The following is a 19,117-nucleotide window of genomic DNA, read 5'->3' on the forward strand; positions in this document are numbered from 1 at the left end:
TGGGCGTGTTCTGTCGGAATTGCCTGGTCAGGGAGGCGTGTTGGTCTACTCCTGTGATGCAGGTCACTCTTGACGTGGCATATTCAACCGGCGTTAACTCACCCAGCCTGTAAAGAACTTGTGACTCTGGGGTGGGGACTGTGGGGTTGGGGCGGGGTAGGCGTGTGCGCTCTTGGGGCGTTCACCGATCACGTATTGCGGCGATGGCGGCCGTCGGGGGGCTGCTGGCCGGGGTTCCGGCGCTGACGCTGTCGGTTGCGCAGCCGGTGGCAGCCGCGTCTGTGGCGGCTGGTTCTGCTGCGGTGTCGGAGGCGTCGGCGTCCGCGCGGGCGGCTGCGTCGGGGGAGCCGGTGGAGGTGACGTCGGCGCGTACCCCGTACACGACCACGCAGGCCAATCCGGACGGTACGTTCACGCTGACCCAGTCGACGCAGCCGCAGCGTGCCAAGGGCGCGGACGGCAGCTGGCGGGACATCGATGTCACCTTGGAGAAGCGGGCGGACGGCACGGTCGGCCCGAAGGCCGCGGTGGCCGATCTCGCGTTCTCCGGCGGGGGCAGTGGCGCGGCGCTGATCCGTCTGGGCCACGGTGCGGACCAGTCCCTGACGCTGGGCTGGGCCACCGATCTGCCCGTCCCCTCGCTGGAGGGGCCCACCGCCACCTATGCGGACACTCCCGTCACGGGGGTGGATCTGCAGCTGACGGCAACCGCGGACGGCTATCACGAGGTGCTGGTCGTCAAGTCCGCGCAGGCGGCGGCCAGCCCGGAGCTGGAGAAGGTCAAGCTGACCGCGCACGGCCAGGGTTTGAGCGTGGTGCCCGGTGAGGGCGGTGGCGTGCGGGCGGTCGACGCGGACGGCAACGCGGTCTTCCGCGGCCCGGCGGGCCTGATGTGGGACTCCGCCGGAGACACCCCGGTCACGGGCGTGCAGCCTCAGTTGATGTCCGCGGCCGACGATGCGCCGCAGCCGCAGGAGGAGCAGGGCGACCCGGTCCAGCCCGGGGAGGGCGATGCGAGCACCGAACTTCCGGTGACGGTGGCCGGCGGCGCCGTGTCCGTCGACCCGGACCTGGATCTGCTGCGGGGTGAGGACACCGTCTATCCGGTCTACATCGATCCCTCGGTCGGGCTGGATCTGTCGGAGTGGACCAAGCTGTCCTCGGACGGCGACAAGTTCTGGAAGTTCACCGAGGCCAAGGGGGTGGGCCGGTGCGGCGTCGCGGACGGCTTCGGATGCAGTGGCACCCCCTACACCGACCGGATGTACTTCGAGTTCGGGCCCGGTGCGCTGGCCGGCAAGTACGTGCTGGACGCGACGTTCCGTGCGTATGAGACGTGGTCGTTCAACTGCACCCCGTACTGGGTGGACCTGGAGCGCACCGACAACATCTCCGAGGGCACCCGCTGGCCGGGCCCGAAGAAGCTGGACCAGATGGGCGACCGGTATGTGTCGGCCGGCCGCGGAGACCTGTGCTCGCCGGACCAGCCGAACTCGTGGATCGAGTTCAACGACAACCCGGACGAGACGGACGAGAACCTCACCAGCACGGTGCGCTCGTTCGCGGCGGGCAAGTTCCCGCGCCTGACCTTGATGCTGCAGGCCAAGGACGAGACCGAGCCGCGGGCCTGGAAGCGGTTCGACAACAATGCCGAGCTCAAGGTCAACTACATGCACAAGCCGGGTGTTCCGACCGGGACCGGGGTCATTCCCGGTACGGGCACGAAGACCGAGTGCAAGTCCTCGTCCGAGCCGACGACGGTGACCACGCTCAATCCGACGGTGCGGGCGAGCGTGCAGACGCTGGTCGAGCTGCACCAGGGGGATGAAGAGGGCTCGCTGCAGGCCGAGTTCGCCATGGAGCGCTCCAGCGACGACACCACCAAGGGCACCTGGAACCAGGTGTGGTCGGACTACAAGCCGGACTCGGGCTGGGATCCCGACGGCACGGTGGAGACCGCGAAAACAACCAACCGGGCGGATGGGGGCCTGTACCGCTTCCATGCCCGGACCCAGTCGCACGGCGTGTACGGCGGCAAGACCTATGACCTGTTCTCGCCGTACTCGTCGTGGTGCTATCTGCGGGTCGACTCCACCGCGCCGAAGGCGCCCACCCTCACCTCCAACGGCCCCTACGCGGCGTGTGCCGCGAACGCGTGCGCCGCGCAGGGCGGCCCCGGAGTGTCAGGCAGTTTCACCGCCAGGCCCAACGCCGCGGACGCCGACGTGAAGGCCTACCGCTACCGGCTGTTGACCAGTGATGCCGCGGACACGCTCACCGTGAAACCGGCCACCACCAACGGGCCGGTGACCATCAACGTGAAACCGAGTCTGTCCGGGACCCAGACCCTGTCGGTGGAAGCCAGCGACCTCAAGCTGGACAAGGATGGGCGGGTGCGCTGGGGCGATGCGGGCCAGTTCGATTTCAAGGTGGGCCTGGCGGACGGCCCGATCGGCCGGTGGCGTTTCGACGACGCCAAGGGCGGCAGCGGGGCCACGGTCGCCAAGGACACCGGCGAGGTGGGCACCCGCCACGACGCGGTACTGCGCAGCGAGGCCGGGACGGGCTGGTCGACCCTGGGACGGCGCGGCGCGGGCGACTACTCGTTGCGTCTCAATGACGACACCCGCGACCCCGAGCCCCGGCAGGGCTACGCGTCCACCGATAGCGCCGCTGTCAACACGCACGACTCCTTCACCGTGTCCGCGTGGGCGTATCTGACCGAGAACACCAGCAACCGCACGGTGCTGGCCGCGCCGGGCGCGTACGGGTCGGCGTTCACCCTGTACTACTCCTCCACGTACAAGAAGTGGGTGTTCAACCGCACCGCCAAGGATCCAGACCCGGCCAAGAGCGACACCCCCGTCTACATCCGCTCCATCGCCGATGCGGCCAGCCCGCCGTTGAAGGTGTGGACGCACCTGGCCGGCGTGTTCAACACGCAGGACACCGCCGATACCAAGGACGACACCATCCAGTTGTTCGTCAATGGCCGGCCGCAGGGCCAGCCGGTGGTCCTCGCCGACGCCTCGAGCGCGTATACGCCGTGGACGGCCAGCGAGGGACTCTCGATCGGCCGGACCAAGGCACTGGTGGGCGGCAAGGGGAACTACGGCGACTACTTCGTCGGCCGCCTGGATGAGGTGGCCATCTGGCAGCAGCCGCTGTCTGACGGGCAGATCCGGCTGGAGGGCAAGCTGGAGAAGGACGGCACTCCGGCCAACGAATTGGTGGCGCACTGGGATGCGACGATCTCGACGGGCACCAAGGTGCTGGAGAGCCCCGAGGACCCCGATGACCCGAACAGCACGGCGTTCCCCTACTATCGGGGACCGCTGACGCTGTCCGGCACGGGCGCGACCCTGTCGGGAGAGGACGCCACCTCCCTCGTCTTGAACGGCAGCTCCGGCTATGCGTCGGTGGCCGGTCCCATGGTGGATGAGACCGGCTCGTTCACCGTCTCCACCCGGGTACGGCTGAACAAGGCGCTGCTGGACGCGCGCCCGGTCGGCGACAAGTCGATCATCGCCGCCCAGGCCGACCCGGCCGGCAAGGAATCGTCCTGGGCCCTGTGGGTGGAGAAACTCGGCGCCAGCGACTACCGGTGGAAGTTCGGCCGCACCGCGGTGAACGCGGACGGCACCGTCCTGCTCGACACGGCCACCGTCATGTCGGACGAACCGGTCGATGCACGAGCGTGGGACACCTGGGTGGACGTCACCGGAGTGTTCGACGCCGCGGCGGACTTCACCGACGACACAGGCAACCAGCAGTTCGGCACCGCCGAACTGTACGTCGGCCCCATTCTTCAAGAGGGTCAGGACGATGCCGGGCTGAGCACACCGCAGCAGGGCACCGGCACGCTCTCGGTCGGCCGCGGCAGCCGGGGCGGCACGCTGGGCGGCTATCTGCCCGGCGACCTTGCCCAGGTCCGGCTCTGGGTGGGAGCGATGACGCCCGACCAGGTCGCCTCCCAGATCACCGATGCCGTGATGTGACCCGCACCCCGCCGGCCTGACCCGGCCCCTACCGACCTCCCCCGTTGTGTTGCCAGCACGGGGCGGCTGCGACGGCAGCCGCCCCCGAGGAGACCTCCCATGCATCCCTTCGGCCCCGGCCTGCCCAGAACCGGCAGCCTGCTGTCCGGCAGACGCCGCACCTGGCCCCAGCGCACCGCCGCCGTCCTCGGCCTGGCGCTGCTGCCCGGCCTGCTCACCCCGGTCGCCTTCGCCGCGAACAAGGACCCGCTGGGCCGGCCTGACCTGGCCGCACCCGAGGCGACCAAGGTCAGCAAATTCACCGCAAAGACCAACAGCAAGAACGACGCCATCGTCGAAAGGTCCGAGCGCGCGGACGTCGCCGCGGCCAAACGCGCCCGCCAGGACCAGGCCCGCACCGTGACCTGGCCCAGCGGCGGCAGCGCCACCCTCACCCTGCCCACCGGCACCACCGCAGCAAGCAAGGCGACGGCGACCCCCGGCGCCCTCCCGGTCACCCTCGCCGCACCCGAGAAGAACAAGGTCGCCACGAAACTGCCGACGGCAGCGAAGACGGTCAAGGTCACCGTCCTGGACCAGAAGGCCTCGCGCCGCCTGGGCGTCAAGGGCATGGTCCTGAGCGTCACCGGCCCCAGCAGCGGCGGCAGTGCCCGACTCGGCCTCGGCTACGCCAAGTTCGCCTCCGCCTACGGCGGCGACTGGGCCGGCCGCCTCCAGCTCCAGCAACTGCCCGCCTGCGCCCTCGATGATCCGGCCCAGGCGAAGTGCCGCACCCGCACCCCGCTCGCCGCCACCAACAACCGCGGCGCCCAGACCCTCACCTCCCAGCTGACCTTCGCCCCGGCCGCCAAAACGTCCGCCACCGCCCAGCCGATGCTCCTCGCCCTGGCGGCCGGCACCCAGTCCGGCGGCGGCGACTACAAGGCGACCCCGCTCGCCGCCTCTTCTACCTGGGAGGCCGGCGGCTCCTCGGGCAGCTTCACCTGGTCCTACCCGCTGCGCACCCCGCCCGCCGCGGCCGGCCCGCAGCCCGATCTGTCGATCTCCTATGACTCCGGGTCGGTGGACGGCCGCACCGCTTCCACCAACAACCAGGGCAGCCAGATCGGCGAGGGCTTCGACCTGACCTCGTCCTACATCGAGCGCAAGTACGGCTCGTGCGACGACGACGGCCAGGACGGCAAGTACGACCTGTGCTGGAAGTACGACAACGCCTCCCTCGTCCTGAACGGCAAGGCCAGTGAACTGGTCAAGGACGACACCACCGGCGTCTGGCACCTGAAGAACGACGACGCTTCTACCGTCAAGCACCTCACCGGGGCCAGCAACAACGACGACGACGGCGAATACTGGACGCTGACCACCGGCGACGGCACCACCTACACCTTCGGCCTCAACAAGCTCGACGGAGCGCCCGCCGACCAGCGCACCGACTCCGTGTGGACCGTTCCGGTCTTCGGCGACGACGACGGCGAACCCGGCTACAAGGACGGCACCAGCTTTGCCGGCCGCGCGAAAACGCAGGCCTGGCGCTGGAACCTCGACCTCGTCGAGGACACTCACGAAAACGCCGCCAGCTACTGGTACACGGCCGAAGCCAACAACTACGACAAGCTCGGCGACGACACCACCGGTACCGGTTACACCCGCGGCGGCTACCTCAAGGAGATCCGCTACGGCCAGCGCGCCGACGAGCTCTTCTCTGCCACTCCGGCGGCCTCCAACAAGGTCACCTTCTCCTATGACCAGCGCTGCCTGGCCTCCGGCACCGGCTGCGACGCACTGACCGAGGACACCCGCGACAACTGGCCCGACGTCCCCTTCGACGCCATCTGCAAGAACGACGCCAAGTGCACCGGCAACGTCGGCCCCACCTTCTTCACCCGCATGCGCCTGACCGGCATCACCACGTACGCCTGGGACGCGGCCGCAACCACCCCCGGCTACGCGCCCGTTGACGCCTGGAGTCTGAAGCAGCTGTACCTCGACCCGGGCGACACCGGCGATGCGACCGACCAGTCGCTGTGGCTGGATGAGATCAAGCACACCGGCAAGCACGGCACCGACCTGGCCCTGGACCCGGTCAAATTCACCCATATGTTCCTGCCGAACCGGGTCGACGGCCCCAGCGACGACATCCTCTCCCTCGAAAAGCCCCGCCTGCAGTCGATCGTCTCCGAGGCCGGCGCCAAGACGGTCGTCACCTACAAGGACGCCGATTGCCTCTATGGGCAGACCATGCCCAAGGTCGACACCAACAGCAAGAACTGCTACCCGGTGTACTGGTCACCCAATGGGGAGAAGACCCCGATCCTGGACTGGTTCCAGAAGTACCCCGTCAGCTCGGTCTCCATCACCGACACCCGCGGCGGATCCGAGGCCGTCGTGCACAGCTACCAGTACGACGGCGGCGGCGCCTGGCACTACAACGACGACCCCATGACCCCGGCCAAGGAACGCACCTGGTCTCTCTGGCGCGGCTACAGCAAGGTCACCCACCTCACCGGCGACCATGACAGCGCTCAGCTCAAGACCGTCACCATCTCGATGCGCGGCATGAACGGCGACCGCGTCCTCGGCTCCGACGGCAAGACACCTGATCCGGACAAGCGCAAGACCGCCACGGTCACCGGCATCAAGGCCGCCGCGATCACCGACTCCGACCAGTACGCCGGCTTCACCCGCGAGTCCGTGACCTACAACGGCAGCGACGAGGTCGGCGGTCAGATCAGCGACCCCTGGTCGAAGAAGACCGCCACCCAGCACAAGTCGTACGCGGACACCGAGGCGTACTTCATACGTACCGGCGCCACCCACTCCCGCACCCGGATCACCTCCAGCGTGAGTCCGACCGACCGCGTGCGCACCACAGCCACCACCTACGACGACTACGGCATGGCGCAGACCGTCCAGGACGGCGGCAACGACGCCGTCACCGGCGACGAGACCTGCACCCGCACCTGGTACGCCCGCAACGACACCCTCGGCATCAACTCCCTGGTCTCCCGCAGCCGCACCACCGCGAAAACCTGCGCCACCACCGACGACGCCCTCGACCTGCCCGCCGACTCCACCCGCCCCGGCGACGTCATCTCCGACACCGCCACCGCCTACGACACCACCACCTGGTCGGCCACCCAGACCCCGACCAAGGGCGAGCCCAAGTGGACCGGCCGCGCCACCGGCTACACCGCCGCCGACGCCCCCATCTGGCAGAAGATCGCCACCACCACTTACGACACACTCGGCCGACCGCTCACGGTCAAGAACACCAACGACCTGACCACGGCGACCAGCACCTACAAGCCCGCCACCACCGGCCCGCTCACCTCCACCACCGTGGCCAACACCAAGGGCCACACCGTCACCACCGACACCGACTTCGCCACCGGCGCGGCCCTCAAGGCCACCGACCCCAACGGCAAAGTCACCGAAAGCGAATACGACAGCCTCGGCCGCGTCACCAAAGTCTGGCTGCCCAACCACCTCAGCTCCGCTTTCAAGACGACCCCCAGCTACACCTACGACTACAAGGTCACCTCCACCGACCTGTCCTGGACCTCCACCAGCACCCTGCAGGGCGACGGCTCCGGCTACAACACCGCCTACACCTTCTACGACTCCCTGCTGCGCCCCCGACAGACCCAGACGCCGACCCCGGTCGGTGGCCGCCTGGTTGGCATCACCCTCTACGACGACCGCGGTCTCGCCGTCAGCACCCAGGGCGACATCTGGGATGACAAATCTGCCCCGGGCCCTGATGTCGTGCAGACGGAGGGCAGTGCGGCCCCGATCCAGACCGACACCACCTACGACGGTGCCGGCCGCGCCACCAAGGCGGTCACCCAGCTCAAAGGGGTGACGCGCTGGACAACTACCACTGCCTACACCGGTGACACCGTGACCGCGACCGCCCCGGCTGGCAGCCAGGCCACCTCGGTCATCACCAACGCGCTGGGCCAGACCACCGAGCGCCGCGAGTACGCCGGCCCGAACCCGTCCGGCGACTACACCGCCACCACCTACGCCTACACCCCCGCTGGCCAGCAGAAGAGCGTCACCGCCAGCGCCGACAAGTCCGCCTGGTCCTACACCTACGACCTGTTCGGCCGCCAGATCAGCGCAGCCGACCCGGACAAGGGCAAAACGACCAGCGAGTACGACAGCCTGGACCGCAAGACGCTCTCCACGGACGCCGAGAACAACAAGCTGCTGTTCGGCTACGACGACCTGAACCGCCAGACCGGCCTGTGGCAGACCGACAAGAGCGACGGCAACAAGCTCGCTGCCTGGACCTTCGACACCGCCGCCAAGGGCCAGGCCGACGACGCCATCCGCTACGTCGGCGGCACCAGCGGCAAGGCGTACACCGACTCCGTCACCGCCTACAACAGCCTCTACCAGCCCACCTTCAGCAAACTCACCCTGCCGGACACCGACCCGCTGGTGATGGCTGGCGCCCCCAAGTCGTACAGCTACACGACCGGCTACACCCTCGACGGCGCTGTCAAGCAGCAGTCCGAACCCGCCGTCGGCGGCCTCCCGTCCGAGACGGTCTCCTACACCTTCAACGACACCGGCCAGCAAGTCACCGCCTCCGGCACCACCGGCTACCTCCAAGGCGCCACCTACTCGCCGCAAGGCGACCTGACCCAACTCGCTCTCGGCATGCAAGGCGGCGACTCGGCGAAAAAGGCCTACCTACACTACGACTACGAGCCCGGCACCCGCCGCCTCACACGCTCCTTCGTCACCGACGACGTCCACGCGTACATGCCGCAAGAGCTGAAGTTCAGCCAGGACGATGCGGGCAACGTCACCTCGATCTTCGACGCCACCACCCAGGGCGACACGGCCAAGGCCGACAACCAGTGCTTCACCTACGACGGCAACCGCCGCCTCACCGAAGCCTGGACCCCCAAAACCGCCGACTGTGCCACCACCAGCCGCAGCACAACCAACCTCGACGGCCCCGCCCCGTACTGGACCTCCTACGAATACACGGCCGCCGGGCAACGCAGGACCCAAACGCAGCACGCAACCTCTGGCACCACCACCACGAACTACACATACGGCGGCACGCCCACCAACCAGCCCCACCCGCTCACCCAGACCGTCACCGGATCCACGACTGGCAAGTACGTCTACGACGACACCGGCAACACCACCAGCCGCCCCAGCGCAGGCGGCCAGCAGGCCCTGACCTGGAACAGCGAAGGCAAACTCGCCACCACCAGCACCACCAAGAACGCCACCAGCTACCTGTACGACGCCAGCGGCGACCTCCTCATCCGCCGTGCCACCGGCGACGGCGAAACCGTCCTCTACCTCGGCTCCACGGAAGTCCACCTCACCACCAAGGGCACGACCAAGACCCTCGCCGCAACCCGCTCCTACAGTGCAGCCGGCCAGGCCATTGCCGTACGCACCGCAACAGCCGGCGTCAGCGGAACCAAACTGAACTTCCTCGCCGCAGACAACCACGGCACCTCAAGCGTCGCCCTCGACGCCACCACCTACGCGGTAACCAAGCGCTACAGCACCCCCTTCGGCGCCCCGCGCGGTATCAAGCCCACAACTTGGCCCGACGACAAGGGCTTCCTTGGCAAGCCGACTGACAACACCACCGGTCTTACCCACGTTGGCGCTCGCGAGTACGACCCCTCCATTGGCCAATTCCTCAGCGTCGATCCCATTCTTACTCTCGATCAAAACCAGTCGCTCAACGGCTATAGCTACGCAAACCAACACCCCACCACCAGCAGCGACCCCACAGGCCTGCAAAATGCTGAGTGTGCAACAAGAGTCGCCACCGACTGCCGTGGAGGTGTTCCCACCAGTGACTCCACAATCGACGTCAGTAAGGAGAATACGGCCTGTCACCCTGGAGAATGGTGCTGGGATCTCGGCGGAGCTGCCCCCGTCCCAGCCCCATACGAAGGCGCTGTAGAACCTATCCGCATAACCATTCAAAGCGGTCCGCAAGACAATGATCTTGGCTGTGGGATATTTGGTGCCATCTGTCGCAAGACCGGCGAGCTCTTTTATGGGGCTATCTCTAATATCCCGCATACAGCCGAGTATTTCGGTTGGGTCGTAGATGGTGACTGCTGGGGGAGCGGAGGGCCTGGCAGTCCAGGATGTGACTATGGTGCTCAATTCGACGCTTGGATTGCCGATCACGGGTATGACATCAATAGTGGTGAATATCGTGGGCCTAGCCAGCTGGCTGCAATGTTTGCCGCAGGGCGAGAAGGCAGTCCGACAGGAAAAGGCACCATCGTGGGACCGCGGACCAAGTCGACACACAACGCCTCGGTGCAAGTCCTCAACGCCAGAGGAGAGCTAGTAAACGCGTACTCCCTCCGAAGCGGCAGCCAAACCCCAGAAGAAGCGGCTTTGGGTTTCCCGAATAATGCTCAGGCGAGCCACACTGAGGCCCGAGTCGGACGCATGTCGGGAGGAAGTGCTACTGTGCGTATTAGTAATGACCGTTACGCAAACCTTGCACGTGTCTCCAAAGGCGATACGGTGACGATCAACGGGACGAAGCCGCCATGCAGCCAGTGCCGAGGGTCTATGACGCGAGTTGCCGAAGAGACCGGTGCTACGTTCGTGTATGTGTACTCCAAGGGGCGATGGAGCAGCGATGGTTGATTGGGTAGTCAAAAAGGCTACGGCTGAAGAGAATTCGCGAGATTCATGCTTCATTGTCGGCATGGCTGACAATGAAGAAGGGGATGGTCGCTATCTCATTTTTCAATGCGGCTTGACTGACCCAAGTCAGCAGGATAGAAGACTGGGATTCGACTCCTATTGCACTTTGAACGAGATGGGCGGCGTCGAGTACGGGGGTATCAGAGAAGTTTTGCTAAACGGTCGATTGCTATCTCTGAGATTCAGTGAAGAGGTTGCTGAGAGTCTGGAAATGGACTCCGAATCGATCACGCTGGTAATTGCTCCAGAGGTTAATCTCGATCTGGTTAGGGCTGGCTTGCGGAGAGTCCTTCACTTTGGAAACCCGAACGAATATCCCAGCATCATGGATCTCTAGAGATCTTTAATAGCTGGGGTTACGGCGGTTGGAGGTCGAGCTCGGTCTTGGCGAGGAACCCTTCGATGAGACCGGGGCGGTACTGCATCCGTTTCAGCCGCGTCTTCACCAGGATCGTGAGTTGGTCGAGGCTGTGTTTGGTGAGGTTGGCCAGCGACCTTTTCAGGTGCGACCACACCCCCTCGACCGGGTTGAACTCGGGAGCGTACGGCGGCAACTGGTAGACGGTGAGCCATAAGCGGGCGGCGATCAGCGTCCGCATGGCGCGGCTGACGTGCGTGTTCAAGTTGTCCCACACCAGCACGATCGGCCCGCCAAGCTGTTGGTGCGCGGCATCGAGCAGGCGGGCGTAGTCGATTTCGGTGAAGCCCTTGCGCCGGCCCTTGGCAGGACCGCGGTCCAGGTGGATGCGGTAGATGAGCCGCGGCCGCCGACCGGCTTTGGTGCAGATCAGCGCGGCCATCGAGACCCGTTTGGTGCCTTGGGCGGTGACCTGCACGACCGGTGTGTGGCCCCGGCGGCCCCACGTACGGCCCTTGGGCGGCCTCAGGCCCTGACCTGCCTCGCCTTCGAAGCAGAGCCAGGCGCCCAGGTCCGCCGCCCTCTTTTTACGACGGGCCACTGCTCGTTCTTCCAGGCGGCGATCTTCAACTCGTCCCGCTCGGCGGCTTTGCGGGCCGGGATCTGCACGCTCCAGCCAAGGCGATGCAACAGCAGGTCGAGCCCGGCCAGGGTGTAATCGACGCCGAACCGGCGGCGCACGAACTCGGCGATCCTCGCCAGCGTCCAGCACTGGTCACTGAAGCCCCACGCGACCGGTCCGGCCTCCAACGCCGTTGGGTGCGGATCCTCTGAAGTGACGGTCGGGATTAAGCGGTGAGGCTGTAGTTCTGCTGGTCGGGGCTGGGGTAGAGGCGTTGATGTTCTCGGGTTGTGTGGAAGTTCCAGTAGTCCTCGAAGTCGCCATTCGTGATCAGCGCGCGGAGTTGGAGTACGGCTTCGGCGCCGTCGAGCCCCCAACGGGCGCCAGTGATATCGAGGCGGTCGCCGATCAGGTGCCGACACGCGCCTTCGACAGCGCCTGTGGCGATCGGCCAGCCGGCCTTGAGGGCAGTGTCGTAGTGAAGCTGGTCGAGGTGACCGATGAGGTAGCGGGCGCAGGTGGTGACGGCGTCGCGGCGGGTGCGGGAAAGCTGTTCGGCCGCGGCCTGAGGAGTCATCTCTTGGGCTGCGCGGCCGGCTTGTCCGGCGAGGATCGCGGTGAGTTTGTCCGCGGCCCAGGTCTCGGCCCCGCGGCTGCCGACCGGGTGGAAGGCATGCGCGGCCGTCCATGTGTACTCGGCGACGTGCACGAAGTCGAGCAGGACGTTCAAGCGAATGCCGCGCCGGGCGGCTTCCTCGTGGATCAGGTCGAGTTGGTGGCGGGCGCCGTCGACGAGCACGATCCAGTCCCGCAAATGCTGCGGGTCGCGGGATGTGGCCTGGGCGAAGGCGCTGGCGATGACCTGTTCCGGGGGATGGATTACTGAGGCGGTGCACCATTTCCGCTGCGCTTTCGGGCCCGGCCGTGGCGGCCGGGCTTTGCTGCGGCCGCCGGGCGGGTGGACGATGTCGTGCGGTCGACGCGGGGCTGGAACAACATCGAAGACACAGGCCACCGTCGCCATGCGCTTGCGGTTGGGTTTCTAGCCCGGGGCCAGGCGTCCGCGTCGCCCGGCCGCCGCGCTCTTGGCCGCGGCCCGGCGGGTGGCCTCGCGCAGGGCCTCGGGGCGCATCACCACGCCCTTCCCGTCGACCTCAATGATCAGCGGCACCTCGCGGGTGCACGGAGTAGGGATTTCCGCCGTGTAGTAGGCGGCGATGTCGACCGCGGAGGCGACCACCAGTTCTTTGAGGCGGCGCTTGCCCAGCACCTTCCCGCACCGTCGCTCGATCGCGGCGGCAGCTTGGTCGAACGAGCCTCTCACGGCTTCGAGGACCGCGAGCCGGGCCAGTCCTCGTGAGTGCCGGCCCGCGGGCAGCGACAACGCTTCGTCCGCGGGGTGCACGCTGGCAACACCGCGACCGCGACAGGCGATCCGAGTCACCCGAACCGGCCCGAACACACAGGTCAGCAGGCGACGGTGCCCTCGCTCCCGCCAGGTCCGAGGCTGTCCTTCCGGGCCAAGTACCAGCGGCTGCCCTCCGTCCGCTCGCAGTGTGTCCTCCTCCTTCCTGGCTCGCTGATCGAGGTGTTTCTGCATCAGCTGCCGCAGCAGTTCGCGTCCCAGTTGTTCGAGCTGGGCTTCGAGTTCGTCGTGAGACATGTTCGCTGTCGGGCCGTCGGCCAGCGTCGAGATGAGGCGTTCGAAGGCATCACGGGAGGCCGAGTACGGATCAGGCTCGGGTACGGCGTCGTACGGTTCCATCGAGGGCTCTTCTTCGGGAGTGATTCGTTTGGTTGGCACCTTCGAATCTACGGAGAAGAGCCCCTTGGTCACCGGGAGTTGATTCGGTCGCGTCCCGGACCTTGTCGGGCGAGGGTGAACTGTCCCGGCGCGTCCTCGTCCAGCCAGCCGCGCTCGACCAGACGCTTCAGCTTTCCCCGGGTCCCTTCGATCTTCCCGGTCGTCGTCGGCAACCCGATCCGCGGCACGATCTGTTTGGCCTGCACCGGTCCCGGCGCATCAGCGATGATCTCCACAATGTCCCGGTAGACATCCGGCAACACCGCCACGACCAGCCCATCGCGCCACGGCGGCACCATCATCACCCCAGCGCCATGAGGCGCCGACGTCTCGTTCGCCTCCGGAGCGTCCGGCTCAGCCGCAGTCTTCGCGGCCGACAGTTCCGCCAGCACCTTCGCGACGGTCTCCCGCGTGATCTCCAGCCGTGACAGATCCTCCCGGGCCCCCTCCAACCGGATGGCCAACTCCGCTGCCTCAGCCTGGAGTTTCTCCACCTTCTGCCGAGCCGCGGTCTCTCTCGCTTGGAGTTCCTCCGGCAAAGACACCATGGCGCCCCACCTCCACTCTGCAACGGTAGGAGCAAGCCGCTGTCTCGCACAGTGTTAATCAGCGTCTTCCCAGGTCATCCACCCTCGAGAGGAAGCGCACATGAATCTGTTGGCGCTGATGCGACGAGGATGCGAGGCTGCCGTCCCGAGGCACCGATGAAGAAGGCCCAGATGACGCACGACGAGGCGCTCCAGCAGCTCAGCCACCTTGCGCGCGAGAGGGCATTCGGCAGGCACGTCGGATCCGACCGCCTCATTCAAATCGGGCTGGATGCTCTGATCGCCGGCGTTGAGAGCCCTTCACTCGCCATGCTGGCGGGGCTCCTTCGCAGCGAGGAGCCCGAAGCACCCGAGCTCTTCGACCAGGTACTGGAGGAGCTGGGGCTGGCCTTTTACCCACCGACCGACCCCCGGGCCGCCAAGTGGGCGATGGCCTACTGGGTCGTCGGCCAGATCGTGGATGGGTCTCTCGACCCGGCCACCGGGACACACCTCATCTGGGCAGACATCGCGTATGACCTTGGATATCCAGAGGACCTGCAACCTCTCGTCTCCTGCGCGATCAATCTGGATGGCTGGGAAGAGAGCTGGGGGGTCTCGCGTGAAGAGCTCGACGGGGAAGCAGTCGAAGCTGCCAACCAGTTCCTGAGTAGACGACCCCGGCTCGACGACCAGCACTGACCCGCAGGTCACATTGAGCCGAGCATCACTTCAAAGGATCCGCACCCTTCTCAACTTCCTGGTGCTCGGGTCGCCTTTCCGATGGCTGTTGCGAGCTGCCGGTGCAGCGTCTGCTGGTTGAGGAGGGGCCGGAAGTGGACTGCGCTGTCGGGGTGGCTTTCGAGGGCTGCGGCCATGAGGACTGCGGACTCGCCATGCAGTGTGCGCAGCCAGACTGAGATCACGTCCTGTGCCCGGTACTGGTCCCAGATGCCGTCCCACACGCACATGGCGCGAGCCGCCTCATCCATCAGATCCCAGGAGGCAGTAGAGGCGGCGAAGGCGGCGACGCGCTGGAGCCACAGGATGGCGCGCTGAGCGTCGGCGTACTGGATCCGGCGCTGCCGGGCGGAAGCATGAGCGCTGAGCGCTTCGATGAGCAGTTCCGCCTCAGCCGGCAGGCGGAGCAGGCTCTCGGCTGCGGTCTCGGGCTTCAGCTGAGTCAGTGTCTTGGTGTACAGGTCCTGCTCTTCAGAATGGTCGGCGATGAACGAGAGGAGGGCGTTCATGGGCTCCGGGGCGCCGCTGCTGGCCTCCAGAAGCAGGCGCGCGCCGTGCTCTGCTGGAGTCAGCACTGGACCCTCGAGTTTCTCCTCGATCACCTGGCGCAGTTCAGCAATCGTCTGCGGGCGGTCGCGTGGGTCGCGTGCTGTCGCTGCCCGGACGATCTCCCTCCAGGGCCCGGCCCCGGGCAACAAGCGCTGGGCCAGCACGGGTTGCTTACCGGTCAGCGCCCAGGCAATGACGCGACCGACACCGTAGATGTCCGCAGCCGGGGTGGCCTCGTGCGCATCGATGGCCAGTTCTGGCGCAGCAAAGCCGTCGGTTCCCACGTCCGCGCGTGTGCGATCCGAGGTGGTCTGCCCTCGCGGTCGGCGTACAACGCCCCAGTCGCCCAATCGCCACCGCCTCTCGAGCAGAAGGATGTTGGAGGGCTTGATGTCACGGTGAATCCAGCCCTGCTCATGCGCGTCATGTGCAGCCTCCAGAACACCGAGGAGAGCATCCACCAACTTCAGGAGGGCTGCCTGGTCCTTCAGCTCATCACGATGTTCCTCGGCGGTACCCTGCGCCAGCGGCATGACCAGCCAGCCCTCGACGGGGTTGGCGTCGAGGATCGGTACGTAGTGAGGGTGCGCGTTGAGGTCCTGGGCAACCTCGATCTCACGCCGCATACGGGCCACGGGCGTCTGCCGCCAGGAGAGGCGGCGCTTGAGGGCAACGGGGACACCGGTGGCTTTGTGAGTAGCAAGGAAGACTTCTGCCTGGCCGCCCACCTTCATCGGGAACCGTTCCAGGGCGTAGTCCTTACGCTGCCCACGGGCGGCGCTCTGGACGGCCGCGTAGTCCCCAACGGGAGCTGGTAAGTCGCTGGCCTGAGTGTCCCCGCCGTGAGCGAGAGCCTGTGGCCCTTGGCTTTTCAAGCCCGGCTGATGAGGTTCCCGCTCTTCGTCGGGTCTGCTCCAGACCGCATCGGCGATTTGGTCGACCGGCATAGTCACGCGGCCAGGTGTGATCTGAGCAGGAGCGTTCCCAGGCGTGGCATCGGACGTAGTACCGGCCAGGAAATGCGCACCGTAGATGGGGTAGCCGCTGATGTCAGCCACGGGTGCGAAGGTGTAGCCGTCACGGCGCACCATGCTCTCCACAAGCTCGGCCAAACGGGCCGCCTCGGCATCATCGGAGCGAACCTCGGGATGCAGCATCTCCGACAGGAACCGCAGGAGGACAACGTCCGGACCGTCGCGCAGTCCGAACCTGTCATCGCTGTAGATCCAGTCGTCTTCCCAGTCGTAGTTGTTGTACCGGTGCTGCGTGATGTCGCCTTCCGCGTCCTCGAACCTGTCGTCTGAGCTGGGGAGCTCGTCGAGGTCATAGAGCCGGCGGAGAAAGGCGATCTCGTCTAGATCGCCGAACCACTGCACTTCCCTGCTCTGCAGAAACTTGAAAAGCCGCCTGCGCGTGACCTGGGTGATGTTGTGCGCGCCAGCAGGCACAGACGGTTGCTGCCGACGAAGGTTGCCGCCGACGGGAGCCGGCCGTACACGTAGCTCGTCATCCAGGCCGTATCCGTCGCGGTCCAGCGCCTCGCGAAGCTCCTCAAGCTCAGTGGGATCCAGCCCGCTGGAACTGAACTTCCTGCTGTCGCGATCCAGGCGGCGCAGCAAGCTCTCAAAGACGCGCAGCGCCCTGCGCGTATGTTCCTGGTCGCTCCAGTCGACCGAGGCCTCGTAAGCGTCGTAGGTCTGCTGGCGGGCTCCGCCCGGACGAGGCGTGACGATCTCACTCCGCGCGAAGTTCTCGTTCTCCCAGTACTCCGCAATCGCTCCGACGTACAAACTGCTCATCAGCCGGCGAAGAGCGTTGCGCGTAGCACGGGAAACAGTGGGTCGATCAGCAGCCATGTGGGCACATTAAACGACCAGTCCCATGACGCACCGCCTCATAAGAGAAGGGGAGTTGGAGATGCTCGCCAAGCAAGACACCCGCTTCTGTTGCTCGCGAGGAAGGAGGGAGGGCTATCGGTGGCAGGAGCCAGATCCCAGCCCGAGGTTGTTCCCGGTGAGGTTGCTCTTGGTGTCCCGGTAGAGCTGGTCGGGGGCACTGCGAAGCCGGAGCTTCATGTACGTGGGTCCGCAGCAGCGATGATGCGATGGCGTTTCCAGGCGCGGCGTGGCCGGCCGTGGCCGTCAGCCAGGTGGGTGTCAGGGCGGTCGAGTTCGGGGATGCGTCCTTGGGCGGGGGCGCTGGTGAAGCTGGCGGTGGTGGAGTAGCCGAGGAGGGGGCGGCTTGGGCGGCGGTGAGGAGGTCGTCGTCGTGGCCGGCGGCCGGTGCGCGTGCCTGCATCTTGGGTGTGGTGCGGGTGTTGCGTCGGGTGTTGCCTTTGCCAGGGCGTCGGGCGGCCCAGTCGAGGATGGTGCGGCGTTTCCACCACAGGGTGTTGGGCCGACCGGCCCTTTTGGGGCGGTCGGCCAGGAGGCCGGTGTGGGCGGAGTCGGGGAAGTAGCCGGGGCAACAGCTCACAAAACCCTTCCCCGTGAAGCGGTTGGCGCTGGCAAGATGCGACGGCATGACGAACTTCTTGATTAAGGATCTTCGGGAAATCGCTAAGAACCCATCTTCGAACCTCTGCACACCTGCGGTTCTCCGAAGGGCTGTCGTGTGCTCGGCTCCTGTAACGGGGCCTTTCCGCAGCGAGATCTGGCCCGACCGTCCACGTGCGAGGTGGAGTAATGGAGGACTCAGAGGTACTGGGCCCCATGAAGGGCGCGGTCCGCCTCGGGTAGCCACGTGCCTGGTGGGCGTTCGAGCCAGCCCTGGGCCGCACCCAGAGTTCGGGCTGCATCGAGCAGGGTTTGCACCCCTGGATGGCTCAGGCCACGGCGCCAGACCATGGAGACGGGAGCTAGCGGCACTGGGCTGACCAGTGGACGCTGTGCCATCTCCGGGACATCGGGGAAATCGACGTTGGCCAGGACCGACCAGTGATGCTTGCGCATAACCCGCCTGAACTCGCTCTCGCCCTCGATCTTCGGGAAGGGCGGCGCCAGGTGGATACCCCGGCCGGCGAACAGGCTGCGGGCGTAGTCCGTCCACTCACTGGTGTCCTCGTTGCCGGCCGCTGCGTACACAGTCTCACCGACCAGCGCCGCGAGGGGCACCTGCGGCAGTGCGGCCAGCGGGTGATCAGGGGCAAGGTGCACGGCGAGACGGTCGTAGCGGATCAGATGATGGTGCAGTCCAGCGCGGACAGCAGGTGACAGACCCGCCACCCGGCCGAAGGAAACATCGAGCCGTCCGTCACTGATCTCACTCGCCGCACGCGCGAGACCGCTGTGGAACCGCGGAACGAATTCCAGGTGCGGAGCAGCTTCACGAGCGGTTGCCAGCACGTGAGGTCCGGTGGAGCCGTGGAGCGCAACATCCACGATCAGGGGACGATCACCGAGCGGACCGGTCGTCCGTTGCAGCTCTTCTCCCAGCAGTTCGTGGGCGGCCAGGACCTGGCGCACGACCGGCAGGAGGCGATGCCCCTCGGGCGTCAGCCCCACGCGCCGGGTGTCCCGGTCGAACAGGGTCCTGCCCCAGGCTCGTTCCAGGCTCCGGATGTCGCGGCTCAAGGCCTGCTGGGAGACGAAGAGCCGGGCGGCAGCCCGGGTGAAGTGCAGTTCCTCGGCCACAGTCAGGAACGCACGCAGCAGTCGGGGCTTGATGTCTTCTTGCACTGGCCCATTGTCGCCATTTGACGTGGTCTTACAACAAAGTTGCGTCAGTTCCACGGGAACAAGTGTTGGACGCATCCACTGGCAGTCGATCAGCCTGAAGCCATGCCGAATCCCTACGTCAGCA

Annotated in this window: 9 protein-coding genes and 1 pseudogene; 4 read left to right on the top strand and 6 right to left on the bottom strand. The window is 66.4% G+C overall.

Annotated features, from left to right (window positions below; translation table 11 throughout):
* The first annotated feature begins 203 nt into the window (after positions 1–203).
* From ACIREE_RS38860 to ACIREE_RS38870, 3 genes are all read left to right on the top strand, one after another.
* Positions 204–3,998 carry a LamG-like jellyroll fold domain-containing protein gene (locus ACIREE_RS38860; RefSeq protein WP_404163522.1) on the top strand — a complete coding sequence of 1,265 codons (3,795 nt, stop codon included), beginning with the start codon at positions 204–206 and terminating at the stop codon, positions 3,996–3,998.
* Between the two features lie 99 nt (positions 3,999–4,097).
* Positions 4,098–10,655 carry an RHS repeat-associated core domain-containing protein gene (locus tag ACIREE_RS38865; RefSeq protein WP_404163525.1) on the top strand — a complete coding sequence of 2,186 codons (6,558 nt, stop codon included), beginning with the start codon at positions 4,098–4,100 and terminating at the stop codon, positions 10,653–10,655.
* On the top strand, positions 10,648–11,052 hold the full coding sequence (locus ACIREE_RS38870; protein WP_404163528.1) for an Imm10 family immunity protein: 405 nt from the start codon (positions 10,648–10,650) through the stop codon (positions 11,050–11,052). Before ACIREE_RS38865 ends, ACIREE_RS38870 begins: the two co-directional genes overlap by 8 nt.
* Before the next feature lie 19 nt (positions 11,053–11,071).
* Here the strand turns inward: ACIREE_RS38870 and ACIREE_RS38875 are convergent, their stop codons facing one another.
* From ACIREE_RS38875 to ACIREE_RS38890, 4 genes and pseudogenes are all read right to left on the bottom strand, one after another.
* On the bottom strand, positions 11,072–11,602 hold the full coding sequence (locus ACIREE_RS38875) for a transposase (protein WP_404163592.1): 531 nt from the start codon (positions 11,600–11,602) through the stop codon (positions 11,072–11,074).
* Positions 11,599–11,883, bottom strand: a complete 285-nt coding sequence (locus ACIREE_RS38880) for a winged helix-turn-helix domain-containing protein (protein ID WP_404163530.1) — start codon at positions 11,881–11,883, stop codon at positions 11,599–11,601. Before ACIREE_RS38880 ends, ACIREE_RS38875 begins: the two co-directional genes overlap by 4 nt.
* A 38-nt stretch (positions 11,884–11,921) precedes the next feature.
* Positions 11,922–13,460 (bottom strand): annotated as a pseudogene (locus tag ACIREE_RS38885) (ISKra4 family transposase).
* A 68-nt stretch (positions 13,461–13,528) separates the two neighbouring features.
* A complete protein-coding gene (locus ACIREE_RS38890) occupies positions 13,529–14,047 on the bottom strand; it encodes a hypothetical protein (RefSeq protein ID WP_404163533.1) in 519 nt (172 codons plus the stop codon).
* Positions 14,048–14,218: 171 nt separating this feature from the next.
* Here ACIREE_RS38890 and ACIREE_RS38895 point away from each other — a divergent pair, with 171 nt between their 5' ends.
* Positions 14,219–14,728, top strand: coding sequence for a hypothetical protein (locus tag ACIREE_RS38895; RefSeq protein WP_404163535.1), 510 nt, complete (start codon positions 14,219–14,221; stop codon positions 14,726–14,728).
* A 50-nt stretch (positions 14,729–14,778) separates the two neighbouring features.
* On the opposite strand, the gene ACIREE_RS38900 is transcribed toward ACIREE_RS38895, so the two are convergent.
* A complete protein-coding gene (locus ACIREE_RS38900; protein ID WP_404163537.1) occupies positions 14,779–17,172 on the bottom strand; it encodes a protein kinase in 2,394 nt (797 codons plus the stop codon).
* Positions 17,173–18,009: 837 nt separating this feature from the next.
* Complete coding sequence (locus ACIREE_RS38905) at positions 18,010–18,993, bottom strand: LysR family transcriptional regulator (RefSeq protein ID WP_404163595.1); 984 nt, start codon at positions 18,991–18,993, stop codon at positions 18,010–18,012.
* Positions 18,994–19,117 lie beyond the last annotated feature (124 nt).

It is taken from the genome of Streptomyces sp. NPDC102467 (assembly GCF_044765445.1).
Lineage (GTDB): Bacteria > Actinomycetota > Actinomycetes > Streptomycetales > Streptomycetaceae > Streptomyces.